The following is a 24,986-nucleotide window of genomic DNA, read 5'->3' as shown; positions in this document are numbered from 1 at the left end:
GTCACCCGTACGCCCGTGCGGGAAGGACACCGGTCCTTGCCCGTGATCGGGTGGGAGAGTGCCTACCCGCAAGCCCCTCCTGCCCGATGTCGCGCGGCGGACGGCCGCCTGGTGCGGCGTTCTGCTCCTCGTGGCGGGTGTCGCGGCGGTGGCCATCTGGCTGTGCGTCGCGCTCAAGACCGCGGTCACGCCGGTTCTGCTGGCGCTGCTGGGGACGGCACTGCTCGGGCCCGTGCACCGCTGGCTGACCGCGCGGAAGGTGAACAGGTCGGTCGCGGCCGGCCTCACCTGCGCCCTGCTCGTCGCTGTGGGCGGGGGCGCCGGGTACATCGTCGTCACCGCCCTCGTCGACACGGGCGACCAGATCGTGGCCTCGCTGAAGGACACCGCGCAGTGGGTCGTCGACCACTTCGAGATCGAGGGCGTCGCGAATGTCGACGACCTGGCGGACAACGCGAAGGGCCTGATCGAGAAGTTCGGCGCGAGCGCGGCGGGCGGGCTGCTCACGGGGATCAGCCTGATCGGCTCACTGGTGACCACGGGCGTCCTCGCCCTGCTGCTGACCTTCTTCTTCCTGCGCGACTCCGACCGCGCGGTGAGCCTCGCCCACACCATCGCCCCGCGTGGCACGGGAGATCTCGTGGAGGCCATGGGGCGCAGGGCCTTCGAGGCAGTCGAGGGCTTCATGCGCGGCACCACCTTCATCGCCCTGATCGACGCGCTGTGCATCACGGTGGGGCTGCTGATCCTGCGGGTGCCGGGGGCGGTGGGGCTGGGGGCGCTGGTCTTCGTCGGCGCCTACATCCCGTATCTCGGGGCCTTCATCTCCGGGGCGGTCGCCGTGCTGGTCGCGCTCGCCGACCGGGGCTTCGTGATCGCGCTCTGGGCGGTGGGCGTGGTGCTCGCCGTGCAGGTGCTGGAGGGGCACGTGCTCCAGCCCGTCATCCAGAGCCGTACGGTGCAGATGCACCCAGCCATGATCATGATCGCGCTGACCGCGGGAGCGAGCGTCGCCGGGCTGATGGGCATGCTGCTCGCGGTGCCGGTGTGCGCCGCGGCGTTCGGAGTGATCGGCGAACTGCGCAAGGGGTACGAGGCGGAGCACGACGGGGTGCCCGAGGGGTCTTGAAGCGGAGCCGGGGGCCCGAGGGATCAGGAGCCGTCGGCCACGCGAGGCTCAGGAGCCGTCGGCCACCCGGCGGTCAGGAGACCCCGGCCGCCGCGAACTCCGCGGGCTCGGCCGACTCGTACAGCTCGAACCAGATCGACTTCCCCTCGCCCCGTGGGTCGACCCCCCAGGCGTCGGCGAGCATCTCCATAAGCACCAGACCCCGGCCGCTGGACGCCATCTCGCCAGGCCGCCGCTTGTGCGGCAGTTCGTCGCTCGTGTCGGCCACCTCGACGCGGAGCCGTCGCTCGCCGCGCTCGCCCCTCACCTCCGCCACGAGCAGCGCGTCGCCGTCCGTGTGGACCAGTACGTTCGTGGCCATCTCGGAGACCATCAGCTCAGCGGAGTCGATCTGCTCCGAGTCCGCCCAGTCGTGCAGCAGCTCCCGGAGCTGCTGCCTGGCCGCGGCGACCCGCTCGGGCTCCGCCTGGGCGATGGTCATGGCCGAGCGCCGGCCCGGGCTCCTGCGGGTACGTGCGCCGTCGCGGCGCAGCACCAGGACCGCGATGTCGTCCTCACGGCGATCCACCAGCGGCCCCGTCGTGTAGTGCGAGCCCGGACCGTGCACGGCCTGGACCAGGGCGTCGGCGAGCCTCTCCAGGTCCGCGACCGGCTCTTCGAGGACCGGTCGCAGCCTCGTCCAGCCGGTGGCCATGTCGTGGCCGCCGGTCTCGATGAGCCCGTCCGTGCACAGCATGATCGTTTCGCCTGGTCCGAGCACGACCCGGGTCGTCGGGTAGTCGGCGTCCTTGTCGATGCCCAGCGGCAGCCCGCCCGCCGTCTGCCGGATCACGGCGGTGCCGTCCACGCTGATGACCACCGGGTCGGGGTGGCCCGCCCGTGCGATGTCGAGGGTGCCGGTCTCCGGGTCGGCCTCCGCGTACAGGCAGGTGGCGAACCGCATCGCGTCGGACGCGTCCTCCCCGTCGGCGAGACCGTAGGCGTCGGTGAGCCCGGACAGGAACCGCGAGGCCCGGGAGAGCACCGCGTCGGGGCGGTGCCCCTCGGTGGCGTAGGCCCGCAGGGCGATCCTCAGCTGGCCCATCAGGCCCGCTGCCCGAACGTCGTGGCCCTGTACGTCACCGATCACGAGGGCGATACGGCCGTTGGGGAGCGGGATCATGTCGTACCAGTCACCGCCGACCTGGAGGCCGCCGCCCGTGGGGATGTAGCGCGCCGCCACCGTCAGGCCGGGCACGCCGGGGCCGAGCGAGGGCATCATCGCCTTCTGCAGGCCCAGCGACAGCTCGCGCTCGGTCTCCGCGGCCCCGGCGCGGGTCAGTGCCTGCGCCAGCATCCGCGCGACCGTCGTCAGCACGGAGCGCTCGTCGGGGGAGAAGGCCACGCTGTGCCGGAAGCCGGCCATCCAGGCGCCCATGGTGCGCCCCGAGGAGATCAGGGGCAGGAAGGCCCAGGACTGGCGGCCGAAGCCCTCGGCGAGGGGCCAGGTGGTCGGGAAGCGTTTCCGGTACTCCTCGGGCGACGAGAGGTAGATCGCCTGGCCGGTCCGCGCGACCTCGGCCGCCGGATAGTCGGTCTCCAGCAGCATGTCGGTGAACGGTTCCTCGTCGCCGGCGTTGTGTCCGTGGTGCCCGATGACCGTCAGCCGGTCCCCCGCCACCCCGAAGAGGGCGAGCCCGTCCGGGGAGAACCCGGGCATGGAGAGCGACCCCGCGACCCGCAGTACCTCCTCCGTGGACCCCGCCTCGGCCAGCGCCCGGCCCGCGTCCAGCAGGAAGGCCTCGCGCGAGCGGCGCCAGTCACCGGTGAGGGGTGTGGAGGCCGAGCCCGCCGAGGGCTCCGCGACCTCCTGGAGGGTGCCCATCAGTACGTACACATGGCGGCCGGGTGACTTGACCGGGACCGGCTTCGAGCGGCTGCGCACCGTCCGGAGGACCTCGCCGTTCTCGTCCAGGATCCGCATCCTCGCCTCGGCCACGGTGTCCTCGGCGATCGCGAAGTTGACCACGCCGTCGATCTCGTTCCAGTCGGCGGGGTGGAAGCGGGGGCGCACCTCGTCGCCGGGGCGGACCGTGGGCTCGGGGGGCAGTCCGAGCAGCCGGGCCGCCTCGGCGTCGAGCGTGACCGTCCCCGCCGAGCTGTCCCAGCTCCACAGACCGGTCCCGATCGCAGCCAGGATCTCCTCGGTGCGCATTGCCCCACTTTAGGAAGATGTTCTCCATCGTCGCCACCGAGGGACGGCCGCCCGGAAGCACCCGGCGGGGCCCGTGCGGGCGTCCCGGGCGGGTGCGCGGCGTCAATGGCAATGAAGTGGTGCCCCTACGGGCGGTAGCCTGGGGTGTCAATCCACCCCGACCGCGAAGACTGGATGAACGACGATGCATCGGTACAGGTCCCACACCTGCGGCGAGCTCCGCGCCTCTGACGTCGGTACCGACGTCCGGCTGAGCGGCTGGCTGCACAATCGCCGAGACCTGGGCGGCATCCTCTTCATCGATCTGCGCGACCACTACGGTCTGGTGCAGCTCGTCGCGCGCCCCGGCACCCCCGGGAACGACGCCCTGGCGAAGCTGACCAAGGAGACCGTCGTCCGCATCGACGGCAAGGTCTCCGCGCGTGGCGCCGACAACGTCAACCCGGAGCTCCCGACGGGTGAGATCGAGATCGAGGTCACCGAGGTCGAGGTGCTGGGCGAGGCCGCCCCGCTGCCCTTCACGATCAACGCCGAGGACGGGGTCAACGAGGAGCGGCGCCTGGAGTACCGCTTCCTCGACCTGCGCCGCGAGCGCATGCACCGCAACATCATGCTGCGTTCGTCCGTGATCGCGTCCATCCGCTCCAAGATGGTGGCTCTCGGCTTCAACGAGATGGCGACCCCGATCCTCGCCGCGACCTCCCCCGAGGGCGCCCGCGACTTCGTCGTCCCGTCCCGCCTGAACCCGGGCAAGTTCTACGCCCTTCCGCAGGCGCCGCAGCAGTTCAAGCAGCTGCTGATGATCTCCGGCTTCGACCGCTACTTCCAGATCGCGCCCTGCTTCCGCGACGAGGACGCACGCGCCGACCGGTCACCCGGCGAGTTCTACCAGCTCGACGTCGAGATGTCGTTCGTCGAGCAGGAGGACGTCTTCCAGCCGATCGAGAAGCTGATGACCGAGCTCTTCACCGAGTTCGGCAACGGCCGCGAGGTCACCTCGCCCTTCCCGCGCATCCCGTTCCGCGAGTCGATGCTGAAGTACGGCAACGACAAGCCGGACCTCCGGGCCAAGCTGGAGCTCGTCGACATCTCGGACGTCTTCGCCGACTCGGGGTTCAAGGCGTTCGCCGGCAAGCACGTCCGCGCCCTGCCGGTGCCGGACACCGCCGGCCAGTCCCGGAAGTTCTTCGACGGCCTGGGTGAGTACGCCGTCGAGCACGGCGCCAAGGGCCTCGCCTGGGTCCGCGTGGGCGAGGACGGGACGCTGGCCGGACCGATCGCGAAGTTCCTCACCGAGACGGACGTCAAGACGCTCACCGAGCGGCTGTCCCTCGTCCCCGGCCACGCGGTCTTCTTCGGCGCGGGTGAGTTCGACGAGGTCTCGAAGATCATGTCCGCGGTCCGCGTCGAGGCCGCGAAGCGCGCCGGCCACTTCGAGGAAGGCGTCTTCCGGTTCTGCTGGATCGTCGACTTCCCGATGTACGAGAAGGACGAGGACACCGGAAAGATCGACTTCTCGCACAACCCGTTCTCCATGCCCCAGGGCGGCATGAAGGACCTGGAGGAGAAGGACCCGCTCGACATCCTCGCGTGGCAGTACGACATCGTCTGCAACGGCATCGAGCTGTCCTCCGGCGCCATCCGTAACCACGAGCCCGAGGTCATGCTGAAGGCCTTCGCGATCGCCGGTTACGAGGCGGAGACGGTCGAGCGGGAGTTCGCCGGCATGCTGCGCGCGTTCCGTCTCGGTGCCCCGCCGCACGGTGGCATCGCCCCGGGCGTCGACCGCATCGTGATGCTGCTCGCCGACGAGCCCAACATCCGCGAGACGATCGCCTTCCCGCTCAACGGCAACGCCCAGGACCTGATGATGGGGGCCCCGAGCGAGCTGGACGAGACCCGCCTGCGTGAGCTGAACATCCAGCTGCGCAAGCCCGTCGCGGCGGCGAAGGAGAAGGCGGAGGCCAAGGACTCGGTCGCGAGGGACACCGGCGCCAAGTAGGCGTCAGCGGTTCCGCTTCTGTTCCACGTGAAACAGCCCCCGGTCGCCCGGGGGCTGTTTCCGTAGGTGCTGCCGGTCTGCACCGGAGTCGCACAGGAACACACAGGCGGGCGCCGGACCCTCTGCGCGCGTACGGGGGACAGGCAGAAGTTTCCGGACTCCGGGTACACGGAGCGGGTACATCCGGATGGCCCCGGTTCGGGTTCGGCGTCGCCGGGCCCGGCAAAGACTGGCACCGGAAGCGCCCGTCGTCCCGTCACCGAGGAGCCCCGCACCGTGACCGCCCCGCGTCGCCCCTACGTCATGCTCGTCACCCTGTTCCTGCTGGTCATCGGCTGTTCCGCCGGGGCCGTGCAGACCGCCTCCACGACCCGCGGCGCGGCCGGCCCCGGGTCCCCGGCCGCGTCGCCCTTTCCGGTGGAACCCGCCGTCCCTCCCGCGGAGATCCCCGGACTCGGCCCGCAGACCCGCGGGCAGATCCCCGCCTCCGCACGGCAGGCGGTCGTGGTGACCGGCCAGGGCCGTGACTCCAACCGCTCCACCGTCGTGATCTACAGCCGCGAGGACTCCGCCCGCGGCTGGAGACCCGGGGCGGGACCCTGGCCGGCCCACAACGGTATGGAGGGCTGGACCGACCACCACCTGGCGAACGACCTGCGGTCACCCGTCGGGGTCTTCGGACTGACCGACGCCGGAGGGCTGCTGCCCGACCCCGGGTCGCTGCTCCCGTACGACCAGGAGTCCCGGTTCGCGGTGAGTGGTGAGGGCTTCCTCGGGGAGCCGCTGGAGGGATCCTTCGACCACGTCGTCGCCATCAACTACAACCGCACCCCGGGCACGAGCCCGCTGGACCGCACCCGGCCGCTCGGCGAGGAAAGGGGCGGAGGTATCTGGATCCATGTGGACCACGACGGCCCCACGCAGGCCTGCGTATCGGTGACCGAGGACCGGATGGTGGAACTGCTGCGCACTCTCGATCCCGCGAAGTACCCCGTGATCGTGATGGGGGACGCCGCATCGCTGGCCCGGTGAGAAGCACAGCGCGACGTGATCCGTCCGGGCGCCGGTGGCGGCGCCGGGCCGCAAACCCTGCGGTACGAACGGGTACAGCGAAGGAGCCCGGCCCCCGATGCGCTCGGGGGCCGGGCTCCTTCGTCGTGCACACCGCCTACGCGGGCTTCTCCTCCAGGCGCGGGAACAGCACCGCGCCCTTCGTCACCGTCGCGCCGACCGGGAGCAGGCCCCAGTCGCCCGCGTCCTGCACCCGCTGGTCGGCAAGGGCGCCCAGCGACGCCTCGGCGCCCAGGGAGTCCCACAGCTTCTGCGAGGTGTCCGGCATCACGGAGTTCAGCAGGACCGCGACACCGCGCAGCGACTCGGCCGCCGTGTACAGGATGGTCGCGAGCCGGGCCTGGCCCTCCGGCGACTCGTCCTTGGCGACCTTCCACGGCTCCTGCTCCGTGATGTAGCCGTTGACCTGCTTCACGAAGTCGAAGATCGCCAGGATGCCGCCCTGGAAGTCCAGCTCCTCGCCGATCTTCGCGTCGGCCGTGGCCACCGCCTTCGCCAGACCCTCCTGGACCGCGCGCTCCGCGTCACCGGCGGCCGTGGCCTCCGGGAGCGCGCCGCCGAAGTACTTGCCGACCATGGCCGCGACGCGCGAGGCGAGGTTGCCGTAGTCGTTGGCGAGCTCGGAGGTGTAGCGGGCGGTGAAGTCCTCCCAGGAGAACGAGCCGTCGCTGCCGAACGCGATGGCGCGCAGGAAGTACCAGCGGTAGGCGTCCACGCCGAAGTGCGAGGTCAGGTCCTGCGGCTTGATGCCCGTCAGGTTCGACTTGGACATCTTCTCGCCGCCGACCATCAGCCAGCCGTTCGCCGCGACCTTGCCGGGCAGCGGCAGGCCCTGCGCCATCAGCATGGCCGGCCAGATCACCGCGTGGAAGCGCAGGATGTCCTTGCCGACCAGGTGGACGTTCGCCGGGAAGGTGCCGTCGAACTTCTCCTGGTTGGCGCCGTAGCCGACCGCGGTCGCGTAGTTGAGCAGCGCGTCGACCCACACGTAGATGACGTGCTTCTCGTCCCACGGCACGGGGACGCCCCAGTCGAAGGTGGAGCGCGAGATCGACAGGTCCTGCAGGCCCTGGGTGACGAAGTTGACGACCTCGTTGCGGGCCGACTCCGGCTGGATGAAGCCGGGGTTGGCCGCGTAGAACTCGAGCAGCTTCGGGCCGTACTCGCTCAGCTTGAAGAAGTAGTTCTCCTCCTTGAGGAGTTCCACCGGCTTCTTGTGGATCGGGCAGAGCTTCGTGCCGTCCTCGGCCTCGATCAGGTCACCGGGGAGTTTGTACTCCTCGCAGCCCACGCAGTACGGGCCTTCGTACCCGCCCTTGTAGATCTGCTCCTTGTCGTACAGGTCCTGCACGAACTCCTGCACACGGTCCGTGTGCCGCTTCTCCGTCGTCCGGATGAAGTCGTCGTTCGCGATGTTCAGGTGCTCCCAGAGGGGCTTCCAGGCCTCCTCGACGAGCTTGTCGCACCAGGCCTGGGGAGTGACGTTGTTCGCCTCGGCCGTGCGCATGATCTTCTGACCGTGCTCGTCCGTGCCGGTGAGGTACCACACCTTCTCGCCGCGCTGGCGGTGCCAGCGCGTGAGCACGTCGCCTGCGACGGTCGTGTAGGCGTGGCCCAGGTGAGGAGCGTCGTTGACGTAGTAAATGGGGGTCGAGACGTAAAACGCCGTCGCCCCCTGCTTCTCGGATCCAGTGGCCGCCATGGTCGAAATCCTAACGGCCCGTGGGAGATCCACTCACATCGATAACGGCCGCCCCGCCCGTGGAGAGCTTTGCGGAACATCCCTACCCGTACCAAAGACGTGTCCTGGGAGGAGTGGGCACGCGTGAGCAAGCTCCGCGCCAAGCTGGGTGAGCCCGCCCCGATCCGTACGGCGCGGGGCGTCGGTTACGCCCTGTGAGCCGGCTGCTGAGGCTCGTGTGCGCCCGCTGCCCGCCCGGGGCCGCCTCGGTCCGCCGACGGTCTACGACGTCACCGACGACGTGAGTGACGCCGTGAGCCGGGAACCCCTGTACTGGTCGGCCGCGCCGCCCTGCTCGTCATGCGGCCCGTCGATCGTGCGGTCCATCGCGTCGGCTCACGGCGGCACGGCCACGGCGGAACCCCGCCGGGGGCGGGCTCGCCGTGACCGTACGGCTGCCGGTCGCTCAGTCCTGCGTGAGGGCTCCTCGGGCGGCGGCCCACGCGGGCAGTCCGGCGAGGACCTCCCGGTAGAACGTCGCGTCGGGCACCTCGCGTGGGGCGGGGCCGGCGTGGAAGAAGCCGGCGTTCGCCGTGTCCAGCCTGCGGAGGAAGTCGAAGCCCTTCGCGTCCTCGTCGCCGAACGCGACGAACTGGAAGAACAGCGGCAGCCGCGCCGCGTCCGCGAGGGCCTGCTTGGCCGCCACCTTCGCGTCAGGAGCGCCGTCCGTCTGGAAGATCACCAGAGCCGGGCCGGTGGCACCGGACTTCTCGTAGTGCGTCACGACCTCCTCGACGGCCCGGTGGTAGTTCGTACGGCCCAGGCGGCCGAGGCCGGCGTGCAGCTCGTCGATCCTGCCCTCGTGCGCGGTGAGGTCGATCGCCCCGGTGCCGTCGATGTCGGTCGAGAAGAAGACGACGGGCACGGTGGCGTCCGCGTCCAGGTGGGCCGCGAGCGCGAGGGTGCGGTCACCCAGGTGCTGGGCGCTGCCGTCCTTGTAGAACGGCCGCATGGAACCGGAGCGGTCGAGCACCAGGTAGACGTCGGCCCGCAGACCCGTCAGTCCGTGCGCCTTGAGCGCGGCCTGAGCGGCCTTGTACGGGGTGACGAGCTCGGGGGCGGCGGCCTTCACGCGGGCGAGGGCGACGGCGGGCTTGCCGACGGGGACGTCAGCGGAATCGGCGGCGGAATCGGCGGCGGATTCGGCGGCGGATTCGGCGGCGGATTCGGCGGGGGCTCCGGTCTCCGGTGCGGGGACGGCCGTGGCGGTGGCCAGCTCGGGAGTGATCTTGATGACCGGCTCCGGGGGGACCTCGGCGACCGGCGCGACCGCGACGGGCTCGGCCTCGGCCACGGGCTCGGGGGCCGTGACGGGCTCGGCCTCCGTGACAGCCTCCGGCTCCGTGGCGACGGGCTCGGGGGCCGTGACCGGCTTTTGCTGGGCGGCGGCCTCGGGCTCGACGACCGGTGCCGGGTCGGCCTCCGGGGCGGAGTCGCCGGCGGGCTCCTCGGCGGCGACCCCGGCCTTCGGCCCGGCAGCGGACGCTGCGGCCACAGGCTTCTCGACGGCGGGCTCCGCTGCCGCGGTCTCCTCCGCAGCGGGTGCCTCGGCCGCAGGGGTCTCGACGACGGGTGCATCGACGGCCGGCGCCTCGGCGGCGGGAGCGGCAGGCTCGGCCTCGACTGCCGTGGCAGCGGCCTTCGGCTCCGGCGACACGGTGGGTGCCGCGATCTCCGCCTCCGGGTCGACGTCGTTCGCGGTCGGCGCTTGTGCGACCGGCTCGTCCTCGGCCTCCGCGACAGGCGTGACAGGCGCGTCGGAAGCCTCGGGCTCGACCGCGTCGGAAGCCTCGGGCTCGACAGGCGCGTCGGAAGCCTCCGCTTCGACAGGCGCCTCGGAGGCGGCAGGGACGACCGAGGCGTCCGAGGCCACAGGCGCGACAGGCGCGGCAGGGACGTCCGAGGCGACAGGCGCGGCAGGGGCAGCCGTGGCGTCCGTGGCGTCGGAGGTGCCCGCCTCCGTCGTCGCCCGGGTCTCCGGGTCGGTCGCCTGGGCGGGCACCTTCGGCGTGGTGGCCGGGGAAGGAGCGGCAGCCGCCTTGTCGAAGGCCGCTGCCACCAGGTCCGACGCCCGTCCGCTGTCATGCTCGGCGTCCGTGGACCGGCCGCCCGGCAAGGGGGAGGACGGTGCCGGTACCGAGGCCTTCACGGTCTCGGGCGCCGAAGTCGTGGGCTCCGCCTCCGGTTCCGTGGGCTGGGTGCGCTCGGCCTGGGGCGGGACGGTGGCCGTGGACGGCTCATCCTGCTCCGTGCGGCCGAACACCTTGCGCAGCAAGCTCCGAATGCCCATGGGCGAGGCCTTTCGCATGAGTTGGGTGCGATAAATGTCCGTACTGCGGGAATTGATCCCTGGCCAGGGCGGATACGTAAGGTTAGCGGCCGGATCCGGCCGTTCGGTGGCGCGGCCCGCCCCCGCGTCGGCCGAGCCCCGACCGGGCCCGGAGCGGGAGCAGGGAAAGGGCCTGAACAGGGCCTGGGTGAGGGGTGATCCGCCCGGCGGACAGCGGTGTCCTGGACTTCACCCTCCGTTCACCAGTAGTCCCACGTATGGCGCGTATGCGCTCCTACCGTCACGTGCGACACACAGACGGAGGGACGAAAACGTGCGCAACCTGCTGCCGCTCATCGGCTCGCACCCGGGCGGGCGTTCTGCGCTGACCTGCCGCTACCGCTGCGGTGACGCCTGCTTCCAGGACATCCCGAACACCAGCGACAACGAGTACGCCGGCGACATCATCGCCGGTGCCCTGTCACGCCGGTCGATGATGCGCGCCGCCGCCGTGGTGACCGTCGCCACGGCCGCCGGAACCGCCGCTCTCGCCGGTCCGGCGGCGCCCGGCGCCGAGGCGGCGCCGCTCGTGGGCCGCCACAACGACAGGCCGAAGCCCGGCGCGTCGGGCGCCCGTGGCCTGCGCTTCGCGGCCGTGGCTCCCAACAAGGCCGACGTGGTGACGGTCCCCGAGGGCTACGGCCAGAACGTCGTGATCCGCTGGGGCGAACCGATCCTGCGCGGAGCCCCCGCCTTCGATCCGGACAAGCAGTCCGCGAAGGCCCAGGCGGGCCAGTTCGGTTACAACAACGACTTCCTCTCCCTGCTCCCGCTGCGTGGTGAGCGGGGCCGTCAGGTGCTGGTCGCCAACCACGAGTACACGGACGAAGTCCTGATGTTCCGTGGATACGATCCGGCCGACCCGACGCGTGAGCAGGTGGAGATCGCCTGGGCCGCGCACGGGCTCTCCGTGGTCGTCGTCCAGGAGGAGAACCGCACCGGCAGGCTCAGCCCGGTCAGCCGCCACCCGCTGAACCGCCGCCTCACCGCCACCAGCGAGTTCAGGGTCACCGGCCCGGCCGCGGGCAGCCCTCTGCTGCGCACCTCGGCCGACCGCACCGGACGCAAGGTGCTCGGTACGCTCAACAACTGCGCGGGCGGTACCACCCCCTGGGGCACCACGCTGCACGGCGAGGAGAACTTCAACCAGTACTTCGCCAACGGCTCCAGCGACACCGACAAGCGCTACGGCATCGGAACGGCCGCCACGGAGCGTAAGTGGGAGCGGTTCGACAAGCGCTTCGACCTGGCGCAGGAACCCAACGAGGCGCACCGCTTCGGCTGGGTCGTCGAGCTCGATCCGTACGACCCCGACTCGACGCCGCGCAAGCGGACCGCGCTCGGCCGCTTCAAGCACGAGGCGGCGCAGCCGCGGCTGACCGCCGACGGCCGTCCCGTGGTCTACATGGGCGACGACGAACGGTTCGACTACTTCTACAAGTTCGTCTCCAGCAAGCGGATGAAGAAGGGCAACTCCCGGGCCGCCCGTGAGCACAACCTCACGCTGCTCGACGAGGGCACGCTGTACGTCGCCAAGCTGACCGGCGACTCCCCCACGGCGGAGTTCGACGGCACGGGCAAGCTCCCCGCCGACGGCGAGTTCGACGGCAGCGGCGTCTGGATCCCGCTCGCCACCGGCACCACCTCGCACGTCCCGGGCATGACGGCCGAGGAGGTCTACGTCTTCACCCGGCTGGCCGGTGACAAGGTCGGCGCCACCAAGATGGACCGTCCCGAGGACGTCGAGCCCTCCCCGCGCACCGGCCGGGTCTACGTCGCCCTCACCAACAACACCGACCGCGGCAAGGCGGGCAAGCCCGGCGCGGACGAGGCCAACCCGCGCAACGCCAACAAGCACGGCCAGATCCTGGAGCTCGCCGAGCACTGGGACGACCCGGCCGGCGACGGCTTCGCCTGGCGGCTCTTCCTCGTCGCGGGCGACCCGGAGGATCCGGCGACGTACTTCTCCGGGTTCCCGAAGGAGAAGGTCAGCCCCATCTCCTGCCCGGACAACGTCGCCTTCGACGACCACGGCAACCTGTGGATCTCCACGGACGGCAACCAGCTAGGTTCGCACGACGGGCTGTTCGGGGTCGCCACGCAGGGCGAGCGGCGCGGTGAGCTGAAGCAGTTCCTGACCGTGCCGAACGGTGCCGAGACCTGCGGCCCGCTGATCCAGGACCGCCGGGTCCTGGTCGCCGTGCAGCACCCGGGCGAGGTCGACGGTGCGTCCGTCGAGAAGCCGGCGAGCACCTGGCCTGACGGTCCCGGCAAGATCGTGCGCCCTTCGGTGGTCGCCGTGTGGCGCAAGGACGGCAGCGACATCGGCGTCTGAGACGGGAGCACGCCTGCGACAGGGGTGAGGCCGTGAGTGCTTTCGGCTCCCGGCCCCACCGCGCCGCCTCACCGGATTAGAGTCGGTCCCATGGTTTCCGGTGAGGCGCCGCAGGCGGATGGAAGTGTCCGGGTCGATGCCTGGATCTGGGCGGTCCGGCTGACGAAGACCCGGTCGCAGGCCGCTGCCGCCTGCCGGGCGGGACATGTGCGGGTCAACGGTGAGCGGGCCAAGCCCGCGCAGTCCCTGCGCGCGGGTGACGAGGTGCGGCTGCGGCACGCGGGCCGGGACCGGATCGTGGTGGTGTCCAAGATCGTGAAGAAGCGCGTGGGCCCGCCGGTCGCGGTGGAGTGCTTCGTCGACAACAGCCCGCCCCCGCCGCCGCGTGAGGCCGCGGTCCAGGTGCCGGTCCGCGACCGGGGTGCGGGGCGTCCGACCAAGCGGGACCGCCGTGAGATGGAGCGCCTCCAGGGGCGCGGTCCGAACCCGGGCTGAGCCTGATCAGACCGGGTCAGGCGGGGTCGGAGGAGGATCCGCAGCGGTCCGGTCCGGGTGAGCGGCTTCAGCTCCGGTATCCCTCCACCTCGTCGGCGGGGCGCACTTTCGCCGTCGAGGGATCCCCTCCGTATTCGGCGAGCGCACGCCGTTGCCGCAGCAGGTCCCAGCACTGGTCGAGCTGGACCTCCACCTCGTGCAGCCGCGACCGCTCCTCGGCGGAGAGGCCCAGCGACGCGGTGGGGCGCGAGCGCAGCGCCCGCTCCTCGGTGACCAGCCCGTCTATGCGCTCGAATATGTCCTGGTCGGCCATGACCCTCTCCTGCTGTGTCTCGGGTGACGGGCGCGCGTCAGACGGCGAAGACCGTCTTGCCCCGCGCCCCGCCCGCGCGGTTCTGGGTGAGTGCCTGTGGTGCCTTCTCCAGGGGGAGTTCCATGTCGACGGGGACCTCCAGCGCCCCGTCCGCCACCGCGGAGGTCAGTTCGCCGAGCAGCGCGGCCGTCGGGGCGAGGCGGAAGTCGGTCCAGGCGATGCCCGCCGGGGCCGCCACGCCCCTGGTGGTGACCGCGACCCCACCGTCCGCCAGCAGCGCGGCGTACGAGGCGAACGAGTCGGCGTCCGTGGAGACGAGGTCCACGAGCGCGTCCACCCCGCCCGGATACAGCTCCCGCACCCTCGCCTCCAGCGCGACCGGGTCGGTCGTGTCCACGGTGGCGGTGGCGCCCAGCGCCCCCATCCGCCGCCCTTCGTCGCCCCGCACGGCCGCGACGACACCTATGCCGCGTGCCGCCGCGAGCTGGGTCAGGAAACTGCCGACGCCGCCCGTGGCACCGACGACGAGCAGGCTCACCCCGCTGCGGACCGCCGAGCTCGACAGGATCTGCGCGGCGGTCGCCCCCGCGGTGGGGAGGGCCGCCGCTGTCCGGAGCGGCAGATCGCGCGGGACGAGTGCGATCGGCGAGTCCTGGGGGACGCACACGTACTCGCCGTAGGCTCCGCAGCGCCCGACGGGCGGCGCCGTCACCCTGCCGAGGACGGGGTCGCCGACCCGGAAACGGTTGTCGCCGCTGCCGACCATGTCGACCCGGCCCGCGAAGTCCGTGCCCAGCACCAGCGGGAAGACGTGCGGGGCGACTCCGTCGAGTGCTCCGTCGGCGGTCTGCCAGTCGAGAGGGTTGAGCGCCGCGTACTCGACCTTCACCCGGACCTCTCCCGCTCCGGGGTCGGGCTTGGGCAGTTCGACGAGACACGGCTCCGCACGGAAAGCGCTGACAGCGATGGCTCGCATACGGCAGACCTCTCAGTCGACCCCCTGCTCTCACGAATCCCACTCTCGCCCGGCCCACACGCCCGCGCATGTCGGGCCCGGGCCGCGTGACCGAAACCGGTCCGTGCGCCCTCGCCCCTGCGGGCGGTGCCCGCAGGCGACCACCGCCGCGCGCCGAGGGCGCCCCCCGAAGCCGGCTCGGCGGCGTTGCTGCTCACCCCACCGCCCTACCGCCGGCGGGCCGCCGTCACCCGTCCCACCAGGCCGGCGACGGCCAGGACCGCCCCCGCCAGGAGCACGATCCACACGGTCGTCCGCAGGGAGGCGGTCAGCGCGTCGTACACCGCCGCCGCCGCGCCCCGGTCGGTGCCCGGCACCTCGTCCAGCACCCGGTCGCGGCCCACGGCGACGGCGATCCTGAGCAGGGCCGCACCGAGCACCAGCCCGCCTCCCGCCACGGCCGCCGTCACGAACCCGGCCCGGAGGCCACCCCGAGCCGGCGTGAGGCCCAGCACGAGGACGAGCAGCACCACCGTCCCGACGGCCGGCCAGACGCTGCAGTGGCGCAGCCACCCGAACGAGGAGCGCAGATCGTCGGCGCGGTCGGAGGGGAGCACGGTGATCGACGTCTCCCGGACGGGGATCAGGTCGGCGAACGGCACTCCCCTGCTGGTCAGCTCCTGTTTGACCTCCTTGATCACGGGCGCCAGGTCGATGGTCACGGCCTGGCCGTCCTCGCCGTGCAGGGCGGCGGTCACGTCCTGGTGCGCCGCGCGGTTGGCGCTGTCCCAGGCGCGCCGGAAGGTCTCGGTGGCGGTGAACGACAGGGCGGCCTCGTGCAGGAACTCCTCCACGGTGTCCTGGAGCGGCCCCACGTCGATGCTCTTCATGGCCTCATCCGTGACCAGGGCCGCCACGGTCTCCCGGACGTCCTCGTCGGAGGCCAGTGGGGACACGGCGGCGAGGTAGCGGTCGGTGTCGTCCAGTTCCAGGTCGACCCACGCGGAGAGAGCGCTCACGGGCACCAGCACGGTGAGCAGCACGAGCAGTACCGCCGAGAGCGCCGCTGAGAGAGTGGTCCGCACGGGACCAGCCAATCCCGCGTGGCGGCGGCGCGCCCCGGACCGTAGGCCGTTCGAGTTGCCGAGGGCCCCGGCCGGGTGTGCGCTGGAGGGACACAGGGACGGGGGCGACGGAAGGAGCTGTGCCGTCATGGCCACACACGCAACGATGCCGACGCGCCGCCGTACGCACGCCCGCACCCCTGCCCGGCGGGAGCCCACCGCGCTCGCCTGGGCGGTGCCCGTCGTGCTCGGCGTGATCGTCGGATTCTGGGCCTTCTTCATCAACCGGGACGGAGGGGCCACGACGGCCGGGCAGATCTGGCTGGGCGTCGTCTCCGGAGTCGCCTTCGCCGTGCTCTGCTACGCGCTGCTGCGGGTCAGGTGGGCCCTGCCCCGGGAGCTGCGCGCCGCGGCCTACGGAGTGCTGGCCGGCGGCACGGTCGGATTCCTCTCCAGCCTGAACGGCAACAGCGTGCTGACGTCCGCCGTGATCGGCCTGGTGGTCGCCGCAGGGATGTTCTGCACGATGTTCTACAGCTACTACACGCGCGAGAACTGACCTACGGGCCCGATCCAGCGCACCGGCCGTACGGCCGCCGGAGCAGCACCGGCGGCCGTACGAGTCCATTTCGTGCGATACGCCCCGCGCCCGGGCGAGCCGTGTCATCGTGTCCCCGTGTCCGCCCTCGACACCGCCGACACGGCTCGACGCCGCCGACAAGGAGGGGCACATGAGCAGCGAACTGGCCATCGAGACCACGGGGCTGGTGAAGGTCTTCGGTGAGAACCGCGCGGTGGACGGCGTCGATCTCGCAGTCCCCGCCGGCACCGTCTACGGGGTCCTGGGGCCCAACGGAGCCGGTAAGACCACCACCGTGCGGATGCTCGCGACCCTGCTGCGGCCGGACGCGGGCCGGGCCAGGGTCTTCGGGCACGATGTCGTGCGGGACGCCGACGCGGTCCGCGGCAGGGTCAGTCTCACCGGCCAGTACGCCTCGGTCGACGAGGACCTGACCGGCACGGAGAACCTCGTGCTGCTGGCCCGGCTCCTCGGCCACTCCAAGCCCGCCGCCGGGGGACGGGCGGCCCAGCTGCTGGAGGCGTTCGGGCTGAGCGAGGCGGCGGGCAAGCAGGTGAAGAACTACTCCGGGGGCATGCGGCGCCGGATCGACATCGCGGCCTCCATCCTGAACACGCCGGACCTGCTCTTCCTCGACGAGCCGACGACGGGCCTCGACCCGCGCAGCCGCAATCAGGTGTGGGACATCGTGCGTGCCGTCGTGGCCCAGGGCACGACGGTCATGCTGACCACGCAGTACCTCGACGAGGCCGACCACCTGGCCTCCCGTATCGCCGTGATCGACCACGGCAAGGTGATCGCCGAGGGCACCAAGGGCGAGCTCAAGGCCTCCGTCGGCGCGGGCTCCGTCCATCTGCGCCTGCGCGATCCCGCCCAGCGACCCGAGGCCGAGCGGGTGCTGGCGCTCGTGCTGGACGCGACGGTGCAGCTGGACCACGACCCGGTGGCGCTGACCGCCGCGGTCAGCGGGCACGGAACCGAGAAGGGGGCGGCCGAGCAGGCCGCACGCGCCCTCGCCGAGCTGGCCAGGTGCGGGATCCACGTCGACAACTTCGCGCTGGGCCAGCCCAGTCTCGACGAGGTCTTCCTCGCGCTCACGGACAAGAAGGGAGCCGCGGCATGAGCACCGCGCCCGCCGGAACGCAACGGGACGACACCGAACTCACCGCGCCGGACGCCGAGACCCTCGCCTCCCTGCTGGTCGGCCAGGAGCGCCCGGCCCGGCCCAGCGCGCTCTCGGCGTCCTTCACCTTCGGGTGGCGGGCCATGCTGAAGATCAAGCACGTGCCCGAGCAGCTCTTCGACGTGACGGTCTTCCCGATCATGATGGTGCTGATGTTCACGTACCTCTTCGGTGGTGCGCTGGCCGGGTCGACCGAGGGGTACATCCAGTTCCTGCTGCCGGGCATCCTCGTCATGAGCGTCGTGATGATCACGATGTACACGGGTGTCGCGGTCAACACCGACATCGCCAAAGGCGTGTTCGACCGGTTCCGTACGCTCCCGATCTGGCGGCCGGCGCCGATGGTCGGCTATCTGCTCGGCGACGTGGTGCGCTACCTCCTGGCCTCGGTGGTGATGCTCACGGTCGGCATCGTCATCGGTTACCGGCCGGACGGGGGCGTGCTGGGGGTGCTGGCGGGTGTCGCGCTGCTGCTGGTGTTCTCGTTCGCCTTCTCCTGGATCTGGACGATGTTCGGGCTGATGCTGCGCTCCGAGAAGTCGGTGATGGGCGTCAGCATGATGGTGATCTTCCCGCTCACCTTCCTGAGCAACGTCTTCGTCGATCCCAGGACCATGCCCGGCTGGCTCCAGGTGTTCGTGAACAACAGCCCCGTCACGCATCTCGCCGCAGCGGTCCGTGAGTTGATGGCAGGGAACTGGCCCGCGACGGACATCGCCTGGTCGCTGGGCTGGTCCGCGCTGTTCGTGGTCGTGTTCGGCTCGGTGACGATGCGGCTCTACAACCGGAAGTGATGGCGCGGTCCTTCTCGTCGGCCGTCGACGCCCTCTGCCGTCGCGCCTCTCCCGGGCCGGTACCAGACTGGTGGGGGGAACGGAGTACGGCTCTGGAGGAGCCATGACGGCAACGACAAGGAACGAGACGCCGGTTGCGATGCAGACCGCCGACGCGGAGCTGCGCAAGAAGGAGATCGGCGGCGATCTGATGGTCGCCTTCATCCGGCTCGTCAAGGGCGCGGACATGGGCCCTGCGCTCAAGGGCCTTCCCGACGACATGTGCCCCTGTCCGCACTGGGGTTATGTGCTCAAGGGCCGGCTGAAGCTGCGGACCGGCGCCGACGCGGAGGCGTACGAGGTCTACGAGGAGGGCCAGGCGTTCTACTGGCCACCGGGGCACGTGCCCGAGGCGCTGGAGGACTGCGATTTCGTGGACTTCTCGCCCACGAAGGAATTCGACCGGGTGATCAGCCACATCACCTCTCAGGCCTGACGCACGGCGACACCCGCGCGTCGCGCCCGCGGGGGCACCCCACCGGCGCTCGGGCACCGTGCATCGCGCGTGCGTGGGCGCTGACGCACCGCGACACCGCATTGCCCCGCGCCTCTCCAGGCACGGGGCACGGAGCGCGGGCAGGGGCCAGATCCTTCGGCGTACGGGCCCCGCCCGGCTCAGTCGCGTACGACAGTGACCGGGCAGGTGGCGTGCTGGGTGACGTGGAGGCTGACCGAGCCCAGCAGCGTCGCCTTGAAGCCGCTGTAGCCGCGGGCCCCGACGACCAGCAGGTTCGCGCCCTTCGAGCGGTCCAGCAGGGACTGGGCGGGGTTGCCGATCACCACGATCTTCTCGACCGCCGCCGCACCCTCGGCGCCGAGGGCCTCCTCCAGGGCCTCGTTGAGGGCCACCGTGGCCACGGCCTGCGGGTCGAAGTCCTCGGGCATGCCCGGCATCATGGACGCCCAGCTGGTCGAGGGGTACTCCCAGCTGTTGACGGCCTCGACCGTGTCACCGGTCAGCTCCGCCTGGCGTACCGCCCAGCGCAGCGCCTTGACCGACGCGTCCGATCCGTCCACGCCCACGACGATCCTGCCCATGTCTGCCTCCGATGTTCGAACTTCTACGGGATGCATCGGCAACTCTAGTCAAATCGGGCATCGGGGGCTCTTTCGGGCCCCCGATGCCCACCGTCAGCCGATCCTGAGTTCCGCGAGCTGCTGCGCGAACGGAACGACCGCGTCCTCGCCGTCGTCGAGCGTCAGGGCCCGGGAGGCGCCGGAGACGGTCCGCCCGGTGACGGCGGAGGCGAGCTCGCCTCCCGCGCGCCGGATCCGGGACGGCAGTCCCTCGGTGTACTCGTCACCCTGGGAGCCCCAGTCCTCCGACGCCGCGTACACGGAGGTCGGCAGGACCACGGCCCGCAGATAGGCGAAGAGCGGGCGCATCGCGTGCTCCAGTACCAGCGAGTGGCGGGGGGTTCCGCCGGTCGCCGCGATGACGACGGGCTTCCCGGTCAGCGCCGTGTTGTCGATCAGGTCGAAGAACGACTTGAACAGTCCGCTGTACGAGGCGGTGAAGACGGGCGTCACGGCGATCAGCCCGTCCGCGCCGGTCACCGCGTCGATCGCCTTCTTCAGGCCGGCCGGCGGGAAGCCGGTGACCAGGTGGTTGGCGATGTCGACGGCCAGATCGCGCAGCTCGACGACCTCGACCTCGACCCGGCGGTCCTGATCGTCGGCCAGTCTCTCGCGGGTGGCCTCGGCGAGCCGGTCGGCCAGCAGCCGGGTGGACGAGGGGCTGCTGAGCCCGGCCGCGACGGCGACGATCCTCAGGGGGGCCGTGGCGGGCATGGTCATCGGATCTCCTTCGGGTCGGCGGCGGCACGGGCGGCGGCGACCGCCGGGTGGACGGGGGCGTCCGGCACTCCGGCCGGGCGCAGACGGGCGAACTCCTTGCGCAGTACGGGCACGACCTCCTCGCCGAGGATGTCGAGCTGCTCCAGGACCGTCTTCAGCGGGAGTCCCGCGTGGTCCATCAGGAAGAGCTGGCGCTGGTAGTCGCCGACGTCCTCGCGGAAGGACAGGGTCCGCTCGATGACCTCCTGCGGGGAACCGACGGTCAGCGGGGTCTGCTGGGTGAAGTCCTCCAGCGAGGGTCCGTGTCCGTAGACCGGCGCGTTGTCGAAGTACGGGCGGAACTCCCGGACCGCGTCCTGCGAGTTCTTCCGCATGAACACCTGGCCGCCGAGGCCCACGATGGCCTGCTCGGCGGTGCCGTGCCCGTAGTGGGCGTAGCGGCGCCGGTAGAGGTCGACCATCTTCTTCGTGTGCTCCATGGGCCAGAAGATGTTGTTGTGGAAGAAGCCGTCGCCGTAGTAGGCGGCCTGCTCGGCGATCTCCGGGGAGCGGATCGAGCCGTGCCAGACGAACGGCGGTACGCCGTCCAGCGGGCGCGGGGTCGAGGTGAAGGACTGCAGCGGGGTGCGGAACTTCCCCTCCCAGTCGACGACGTCCTCGCGCCACAGCTTGTGGAGCAGCGCGTAGTTCTCGATCGCGAGCGGGATGCCCTGGCGGATGTCCTTGCCGAACCAGGGGTAGACCGGCCCGGTGTTGCCGCGGCCCATCATCAGGTCGACGCGGCCGTCGGCGAGGTGCTGGAGCGTGGCGTAGTCCTCGGCGATCTTCACCGGGTCGTTGGTGGTGATCAGCGTGGTGGAGGTGGAGAGGATCAGCTTCTCGGTGCGGGCGGCGATGTAGCCGAGCGTGGTCGTCGGCGACGACGGGACGAACGGCGGGTTGTGGTGCTCGCCGGTCGCGAAGACGTCCAGGCCCACTTCCTCGGCCTTGAGCGCGATCGCGAGGGTCGCCTTGATCCGCTCGTTCTCGCTCGGTGTCGTACCGGTCGTGGGGTCGGTGGTGACATCCCCGACGGTGAAGATCCCGAACTGCATGGCGCCCGCCTCCAAGCGAGAGTTGGTTGAACGTTGAACTATCTGGACACACCCTACAACGGAGTGGCCCCCTCACCTATTCCGCCCGCTGCCGAGGGCCCGCGCGACCGCGCCGCCCACCCTGTTCTACGTGGCGTGGACCCCGGCCGACAGCGATCGCGCGCCCCGGTCCTTGTCCCTGCGTGCACGGTTGGAGGCCGCGCCGCCTGTGCGCCCCACCGCGCCGCCTGCGCCCCACCGCGCCGCCTCCGGGCGCCGGACGCGCGCCGGGCCCGCTCGCCTGCGCCGCCACCGCGCCGGCACCGGCCGCCGGTTCTCCGGGCCCGGAGAACCGGTGCCCGCTACACTCGGAGCCATGACCTCCGTGCCGTGCCGAAACTGGTGGCGCTCCTCCTAGGAGCGGCCACTCATCTGCACGGAACCAGGGCCGTTCGACAAGGACGGCCCTTTCTGCTGCCCCGGCACCCTCCGGCGGGCCGTCCTCCACGCGTAGACCACCAGCGAGGAGAGCCACGTGACCATCACCGCCGACCTGCCCGTCAGCCCCGCCCAGCGCCGCAGTGCCGAACTGGAGCGGCAGCTCGCCGGCGATCCGGGCTGTTTCCGCGTCCTCACGGGGGACCGGCCCACCGGCGCCCTGCACCTGGGGCACTACTTCGGCACCCTCCACAACCGGGTGCGCCTCCAGGACCTCGGTGTGGACGTCTTCGTCCTCATCGCCGACTACCAGGTCCTCACCGACCGGGACGTCGCCGAGCGCCTCACCGAGCATGTGGAGGGGCTGCTCCTGGACTATCTCGCCATCGGCATCGACCCCGCCCGCGCGACGGTCTTCAACCACAGCGCGGTTCCCGCGCTCAATCAGCTGATGCTGCCGTTCCTGTCCCTGGTCTCCGTCGCCGAACTCGGGCGCAACCCCACCGTGAAGGACGAGATCGCGCACTCACGCCAGGCCGCGGTCAGCGGGCTCATGTACACCTACCCGGTGCACCAGGCGGCCGACATCCTGTTCTGCAAGGGCAATCTCGTGCCCGTGGGCCAGGACCAGCTGCCGCACCTGGAGATCACCCGCACCGTCGCCCGGCGCTTCAACGAGCGGTATGGAGCCGTCTTCCCCGAACCGGACGCCCTGCTCTCCGCGGCGCCCCTGCTGCTGGGCACCGACGCCACCAAGATGAGCAAGAGCCGGGGCAACGCCATCGCCCTCGGGGCCGACGCGGACGAGACCGCCCGGCTGATCAAGGGCGCGACCACCGACGCGGAACGGCACATCACCTACGAACCCGAGCGACGGCCCGGAGTGTCCAGCCTGGTGCTGCTCGCCGCGCTCTGCCTCGACCGCGACCCGTCCGAGCTCGCCGAGGAGATCGGGAACGGCGGCGCGTCAGGGCTCAAGCGGACCGTGACCGACGCCGTCAACACGCGGATGGCCCCGATCCGCGCCCGCCGGGCGGAGTACGCGCGGGACATGGAGTACGTCCGTGAGGTGCTGCGCGCCGGGAACGAGCGGGCGAACGCCGTGGCCGAGGCGACCCTGCGGGAGGTGCGGGAAGCCATGGGGATGTTCCGCTGAGGCATGGACGGGCGGCGCCTCCGCCAACGGGCAGAGCGGCGACGAGTCGCGGACGGTGCCGGCCGATCCGGAGGGCGACGAGTTCTGCGTGGTCCGCCCCCAGGCGACCCTCATCGGCCAGGGCGGGACCACGCGCGGCCTCCCCGCCCCGAGCCGACCCCGTGCCGAGCCGCCGGCACGCGGCCCGCCCGCGCCGCCGGTCCGCGACCGCCCCGCGTTCCTCCGGGGTGCGCCGCCGGTCCGTGACCGCCGCCCGTTCAGCGCCGGGCCACTGAGTGCTGTCCGCGCAGCAGCTCGGCCAGGCCGCGCCGGGTCGCCGCGATCACCACCCGGTCCTCCGCCCGCAGCACGTAGCCCGGGTGCAGGTCCCAGACGAGACCGGCGGGGCGGTCCGGGCCGCCGGGTCCCGAGGGGCCGAGGGGGTCGTACGGCGGTACGGCGGCCAGATCGGGGACGCGGTCGGCGGGCGGGGTGGCGTCCAGGGCCAGGACCCGCCAGGCGCCCGCCCGGAAGGCCTGGTCGACGGTCCTGCCCTCCAGCTGGGGGTGGCCGGCCACCTCCAGGGCGGCGAACAGCATCACCTTGCGCTCGACCGGGACCGCGCCCAGGATCTGCCGGCCCATCATGGCGACCGCGAAGGCCGGGGCCGCCAGATGGGACACCGATCGCGAACGGGTCAGGGCCTGCGGGTGCGCGGTGCGCAGGGTGCGGTAGACGGCGGTGGCGAACTCGTCGTCGTACAGGCGCAATGCCACCCGCAGGTCGGGCTTCACCGAGCGGGCGTACAGCGCGGCTTCGAGGTTCGTCGTGTCGACGCTGGTCAGGGCGAGCAGCGCGCGGGCCCGGCGGATCTTGGCTGCCTCCAGCACGCCTTCCTGGGTCACGTCGCCCAGAACCGTCGGTACGTGCAGGCTGCGGGCCAGCGGGATGCCGCGCGCCTCCGGGTCCTCCTCGACGACCACCACGGGGATGTCCAGCTCGCGCAGCCGCACCAGGACACGCGTACCGATCTTGCCGAGACCGAGCAGCACCACGTGTCCGGACAGGCCGCGCGGGGGCCGGCGCAGCGAGGAGGCGGTGCGCAGGGTGCCGAAGGCCTCCAGGACCGCGGCGACCAGCAGCGGCAGCAGCAGGAGCCCGGCGGTCCCGGAGAGCAGCTGGATGATCTGGCGGGACAGCGTGTCGGCGTCCTCCACAGCCGGGTCGCCCATCGCCAGCAGGTCGAGCAGGGTCATGTGGGCGGCGTGCAGCGGGCTGTCGCCCGTGGTGATCACCGAGGCCACGGCGAGGGCGACCACGGCCGCCGCCACCCCCAGGGCGGACCAGCGCAGCCGGCGCGAGAAGACCTGGCCGAGCGGGGCGCCCCTGCCTCCCATCCGGCTGGGTCCCCGGTCGGGTCCGGCCTGGCTGATCGCTTCCAGGACCACGGTGCCCCGGCCCGTCGCGGCGTTCACGGTCTCCCGGTCGGGCAGCAGCTGCGGGCCCTCGGCCCCGCTGCTGTCGGACCCCTCGGTTCCCGCCGGGTTCTGGCTGGTGGAGGAGAGCAGGGCCAGTGTGCACAGACCGGGGTCGGCGAGCTCGCCCGGCCGGGGCGGGGTGCGCTCGACGGCGCGCAGGAGCAGGCCCTCGGCCTGGATGACCTTGCTGCTGCCCGTCAGCGCGGTGGCAGCGAGGGCCGGGGCCGCGGTGTCGGCGTCGGACAGGACGGTGGTGGAGGCGTCCAGGACGGCGGGGTCGATACCGGGCATCGAGACGGCCGCCGCCTGGTCGAGCAGGGTCTCCAGGTGCTGGCCGAGCTTGCGGTTGTAGAGCCGGATGACCAGACGCAGACGCGGGTTGAGCCGACGGGCCGTCAGGGCGGCACGGATGTTGAGCTCGTCGTCGTCGTAGACGAGCGCGAGCGCGGCGGCGCGGTCGACCCCCGCCTCCTCCAGCACCTCGTCGGAGGGCTCGTGCGCCTCCATGATGCGCACGGCCTCGACCCCGGCGTTCGTGTCGCCCACGCCGTTTCCGCCGCCCGCCCCGTTGCGGTTCATCGCGGCCGACATCCTGCCGAACAGGGCGGTCGCGCGCGCCCGTTGGGTCAGCGGGAGGTCCGGCCTGGAGGTGTCACGGCCCGGCGGGAGCAGGAGCGTGACGCGCTCCCCGTACACGTAGCGCAGTTCGACGGCGAGCCGCCGGGCGAGGGTGTCGTCGCCGCAGACCACCATGTGGCCCCTGCTCGGCGGGTGTTGGGGCTGCTGCGGGAGGGGAGGCACGAAACCCAGCATGCCTTGTCCTGCCCTTCGTACGTCTTCC

The 24,986-nt window shown here is 71.7% G+C and carries 21 protein-coding genes and 1 pseudogene; 12 read left to right on the top strand and 10 right to left on the bottom strand.

The genetic code is table 11. The features are described 5' to 3' along the window. Positions 1 to 58: 58 nt before the first annotated feature. Positions 59 to 1,129: an AI-2E family transporter gene (locus ABZY45_RS30570; RefSeq protein ID WP_356745158.1), complete on the top strand. Its 1,071-nt coding sequence runs from the start codon at positions 59 to 61 to the stop codon at positions 1,127 to 1,129. Positions 1,130 to 1,202: 73 nt separating this feature from the next. Here the strand turns inward: ABZY45_RS30570 and ABZY45_RS30565 are convergent, their stop codons facing one another. Beyond that, entirely contained in the window at positions 1,203 to 3,323 is a 2,121-nt protein-coding gene (locus ABZY45_RS30565) for a SpoIIE family protein phosphatase (protein WP_356745156.1), read from the bottom strand. Positions 3,324 to 3,507: 184 nt separating this feature from the next. On the opposite strand from ABZY45_RS30565, the gene aspS reads away from it, so the two are divergent. Together aspS and ABZY45_RS30555 are read left to right on the top strand one after the other, a co-directional pair. Further along, on the top strand, positions 3,508 to 5,325 hold the full coding sequence (gene aspS / locus ABZY45_RS30560) for an aspartate--tRNA ligase (protein ID WP_356745154.1): 1,818 nt from the start codon (positions 3,508 to 3,510) through the stop codon (positions 5,323 to 5,325). A 276-nt stretch (positions 5,326 to 5,601) separates the two neighbouring features. After that, on the top strand, positions 5,602 to 6,357 hold the full coding sequence (locus ABZY45_RS30555) for a hypothetical protein (RefSeq protein ID WP_356745152.1): 756 nt from the start codon (positions 5,602 to 5,604) through the stop codon (positions 6,355 to 6,357). Between the two features lie 136 nt (positions 6,358 to 6,493). On the opposite strand, the gene metG is transcribed toward ABZY45_RS30555, so the two are convergent. Next, positions 6,494 to 8,098 (bottom strand): methionine--tRNA ligase, encoded by a 1,605-nt coding sequence (gene metG / locus ABZY45_RS30550; RefSeq protein WP_356745150.1) that lies wholly within the window; start codon positions 8,096 to 8,098, stop codon positions 6,494 to 6,496. Positions 8,099 to 8,167: 69 nt separating this feature from the next. Between metG and ABZY45_RS30545 the strand changes: the two genes are divergently transcribed. Next, on the top strand, positions 8,168 to 8,296 hold the full coding sequence (locus ABZY45_RS30545) for a helix-turn-helix domain-containing protein (RefSeq protein ID WP_356745148.1): 129 nt from the start codon (positions 8,168 to 8,170) through the stop codon (positions 8,294 to 8,296). A gap of 145 nt (positions 8,297 to 8,441) precedes the next feature. Then, positions 8,442 to 8,610, top strand: a pseudogene (locus ABZY45_RS30540) (two-component sensor histidine kinase); the annotation flags it as partial. On the opposite strand, the gene ABZY45_RS30535 reads toward ABZY45_RS30540, so the two are convergent. Further along, complete coding sequence (locus ABZY45_RS30535) at positions 8,544 to 10,427, bottom strand: VWA domain-containing protein (protein ID WP_356745146.1); 1,884 nt, start codon at positions 10,425 to 10,427, stop codon at positions 8,544 to 8,546. The pseudogene ABZY45_RS30540 and the gene ABZY45_RS30535 sit on opposite strands and share 67 nt — an antisense overlap. Before the next feature lie 313 nt (positions 10,428 to 10,740). Between ABZY45_RS30535 and ABZY45_RS30530 the strand changes: the two genes are divergently transcribed. Then, positions 10,741 to 12,801, top strand: coding sequence for a PhoX family protein (locus ABZY45_RS30530; protein ID WP_356745144.1), 2,061 nt, complete (start codon positions 10,741 to 10,743; stop codon positions 12,799 to 12,801). 90 nt (positions 12,802 to 12,891) lie between these two features. Further along, the gene (locus tag ABZY45_RS30525) at positions 12,892 to 13,296 is read left to right on the top strand and encodes an RNA-binding S4 domain-containing protein (RefSeq protein ID WP_356745142.1); all 405 of its coding nucleotides are present in this window, start codon (positions 12,892 to 12,894) and stop codon (positions 13,294 to 13,296) included. Positions 13,297 to 13,363: 67 nt separating this feature from the next. On the opposite strand, the gene ABZY45_RS30520 is transcribed toward ABZY45_RS30525, so the two are convergent. The 3 genes from ABZY45_RS30520 to ABZY45_RS30510 all read right to left on the bottom strand — a co-directional run bounded on the left by ABZY45_RS30520 (position 13,364) and on the right by ABZY45_RS30510 (position 15,649). Next, positions 13,364 to 13,609, bottom strand: a complete 246-nt coding sequence (locus tag ABZY45_RS30520; RefSeq protein ID WP_356745140.1) for a DUF2630 family protein — start codon at positions 13,607 to 13,609, stop codon at positions 13,364 to 13,366. A gap of 37 nt (positions 13,610 to 13,646) precedes the next feature. Then, complete coding sequence (locus tag ABZY45_RS30515; protein ID WP_356745138.1) at positions 13,647 to 14,585, bottom strand: NADP-dependent oxidoreductase; 939 nt, start codon at positions 14,583 to 14,585, stop codon at positions 13,647 to 13,649. 206 nt (positions 14,586 to 14,791) lie between these two features. Beyond that, on the bottom strand, positions 14,792 to 15,649 hold the full coding sequence (locus ABZY45_RS30510) for a hypothetical protein (RefSeq protein ID WP_356745136.1): 858 nt from the start codon (positions 15,647 to 15,649) through the stop codon (positions 14,792 to 14,794). Positions 15,650 to 15,776: 127 nt separating this feature from the next. Between ABZY45_RS30510 and ABZY45_RS30505 the strand changes: the two genes are divergently transcribed. The 4 genes from ABZY45_RS30505 to ABZY45_RS30490 all read left to right on the top strand — a co-directional run bounded on the left by ABZY45_RS30505 (position 15,777) and on the right by ABZY45_RS30490 (position 18,660). After that, positions 15,777 to 16,187 (top strand): hypothetical protein, encoded by a 411-nt coding sequence (locus ABZY45_RS30505; protein ID WP_356745134.1) that lies wholly within the window; start codon positions 15,777 to 15,779, stop codon positions 16,185 to 16,187. 172 nt (positions 16,188 to 16,359) lie between these two features. Next, entirely contained in the window at positions 16,360 to 17,331 is a 972-nt protein-coding gene (locus ABZY45_RS30500; protein WP_356745132.1) for an ATP-binding cassette domain-containing protein, read from the top strand. Next, positions 17,328 to 18,185, top strand: a complete 858-nt coding sequence (locus tag ABZY45_RS30495; RefSeq protein ID WP_356745130.1) for an ABC transporter permease — start codon at positions 17,328 to 17,330, stop codon at positions 18,183 to 18,185. The genes ABZY45_RS30500 and ABZY45_RS30495 overlap by 4 nt, the downstream gene beginning before the upstream one ends. Before the next feature lie 103 nt (positions 18,186 to 18,288). Continuing rightward, a complete protein-coding gene (locus ABZY45_RS30490; RefSeq protein WP_356745128.1) occupies positions 18,289 to 18,660 on the top strand; it encodes a hypothetical protein in 372 nt (123 codons plus the stop codon). Between the two features lie 179 nt (positions 18,661 to 18,839). Here ABZY45_RS30490 and ABZY45_RS30485 read toward each other — a convergent pair whose 3' ends face one another. The 3 genes from ABZY45_RS30485 to ABZY45_RS30475 form a co-directional block, all read right to left on the bottom strand. Then, positions 18,840 to 19,262, bottom strand: coding sequence for a universal stress protein (locus ABZY45_RS30485; protein WP_356745126.1), 423 nt, complete (start codon positions 19,260 to 19,262; stop codon positions 18,840 to 18,842). 93 nt (positions 19,263 to 19,355) lie between these two features. Next, positions 19,356 to 20,015, bottom strand: coding sequence for an FMN reductase (locus tag ABZY45_RS30480; RefSeq protein ID WP_356745192.1), 660 nt, complete (start codon positions 20,013 to 20,015; stop codon positions 19,356 to 19,358). Positions 20,016 to 20,017: 2 nt separating this feature from the next. Then, positions 20,018 to 21,115 carry an LLM class flavin-dependent oxidoreductase gene (locus ABZY45_RS30475; RefSeq protein WP_356745124.1) on the bottom strand — a complete coding sequence of 366 codons (1,098 nt, stop codon included), beginning with the start codon at positions 21,113 to 21,115 and terminating at the stop codon, positions 20,018 to 20,020. Between the two features lie 514 nt (positions 21,116 to 21,629). Between ABZY45_RS30475 and trpS the strand changes: the two genes are divergently transcribed. Next, positions 21,630 to 22,688: a tryptophan--tRNA ligase gene (gene trpS / locus ABZY45_RS30470; protein WP_356745122.1), complete on the top strand. Its 1,059-nt coding sequence runs from the start codon at positions 21,630 to 21,632 to the stop codon at positions 22,686 to 22,688. 257 nt (positions 22,689 to 22,945) lie between these two features. On the opposite strand, the gene ABZY45_RS30465 is transcribed toward trpS, so the two are convergent. Next, entirely contained in the window at positions 22,946 to 24,958 is a 2,013-nt protein-coding gene (locus ABZY45_RS30465) for an NAD-binding protein (RefSeq protein ID WP_356745120.1), read from the bottom strand. Between the last annotated feature and the right edge of the window lie 28 nt (positions 24,959 to 24,986).

Source organism: Streptomyces sp. NPDC006516 (assembly GCF_040611875.1).
Classification (GTDB): Bacteria; Actinomycetota; Actinomycetes; order Streptomycetales; family Streptomycetaceae; genus Streptomyces.
This window is presented reverse-complemented; position numbering and strand designations above follow the sequence as displayed.

Excerpts from the sequence above, each read along its gene's own strand:
- ABZY45_RS30565 (WP_356745156.1), bottom strand. The coding sequence starts at position 3,323 with ATGCGCACCGAGGAGATCCTGGCTGCGATCGGGACCGGTCTGTGGAGC.
- aspS (WP_356745154.1), top strand. The coding sequence starts at position 3,508 with ATGCATCGGTACAGGTCCCACACCTGCGGCGAGCTCCGCGCCTCTGAC.
- metG (WP_356745150.1), bottom strand. The coding sequence starts at position 8,098 with ATGGCGGCCACTGGATCCGAGAAGCAGGGGGCGACGGCGTTTTACGTC.
- ABZY45_RS30535 (WP_356745146.1), bottom strand. The coding sequence starts at position 10,427 with ATGGGCATTCGGAGCTTGCTGCGCAAGGTGTTCGGCCGCACGGAGCAG.
- ABZY45_RS30525 (WP_356745142.1), top strand. The coding sequence starts at position 12,892 with ATGGTTTCCGGTGAGGCGCCGCAGGCGGATGGAAGTGTCCGGGTCGAT.
- ABZY45_RS30520 (WP_356745140.1), bottom strand. The coding sequence starts at position 13,609 with ATGGCCGACCAGGACATATTCGAGCGCATAGACGGGCTGGTCACCGAG.
- ABZY45_RS30515 (WP_356745138.1), bottom strand. The coding sequence starts at position 14,585 with ATGCGAGCCATCGCTGTCAGCGCTTTCCGTGCGGAGCCGTGTCTCGTC.
- ABZY45_RS30505 (WP_356745134.1), top strand. The coding sequence starts at position 15,777 with ATGGCCACACACGCAACGATGCCGACGCGCCGCCGTACGCACGCCCGC.
- ABZY45_RS30500 (WP_356745132.1), top strand. The coding sequence starts at position 16,360 with ATGAGCAGCGAACTGGCCATCGAGACCACGGGGCTGGTGAAGGTCTTC.
- ABZY45_RS30495 (WP_356745130.1), top strand. The coding sequence starts at position 17,328 with ATGAGCACCGCGCCCGCCGGAACGCAACGGGACGACACCGAACTCACC.
- ABZY45_RS30490 (WP_356745128.1), top strand. The coding sequence starts at position 18,289 with ATGACGGCAACGACAAGGAACGAGACGCCGGTTGCGATGCAGACCGCC.
- ABZY45_RS30485 (WP_356745126.1), bottom strand. The coding sequence starts at position 19,262 with ATGGGCAGGATCGTCGTGGGCGTGGACGGATCGGACGCGTCGGTCAAG.
- ABZY45_RS30480 (WP_356745192.1), bottom strand. The coding sequence starts at position 20,015 with ATGCCCGCCACGGCCCCCCTGAGGATCGTCGCCGTCGCGGCCGGGCTC.
- ABZY45_RS30475 (WP_356745124.1), bottom strand. The coding sequence starts at position 21,115 with ATGCAGTTCGGGATCTTCACCGTCGGGGATGTCACCACCGACCCCACG.
- ABZY45_RS30465 (WP_356745120.1), bottom strand. The coding sequence starts at position 24,958 with ATGCTGGGTTTCGTGCCTCCCCTCCCGCAGCAGCCCCAACACCCGCCG.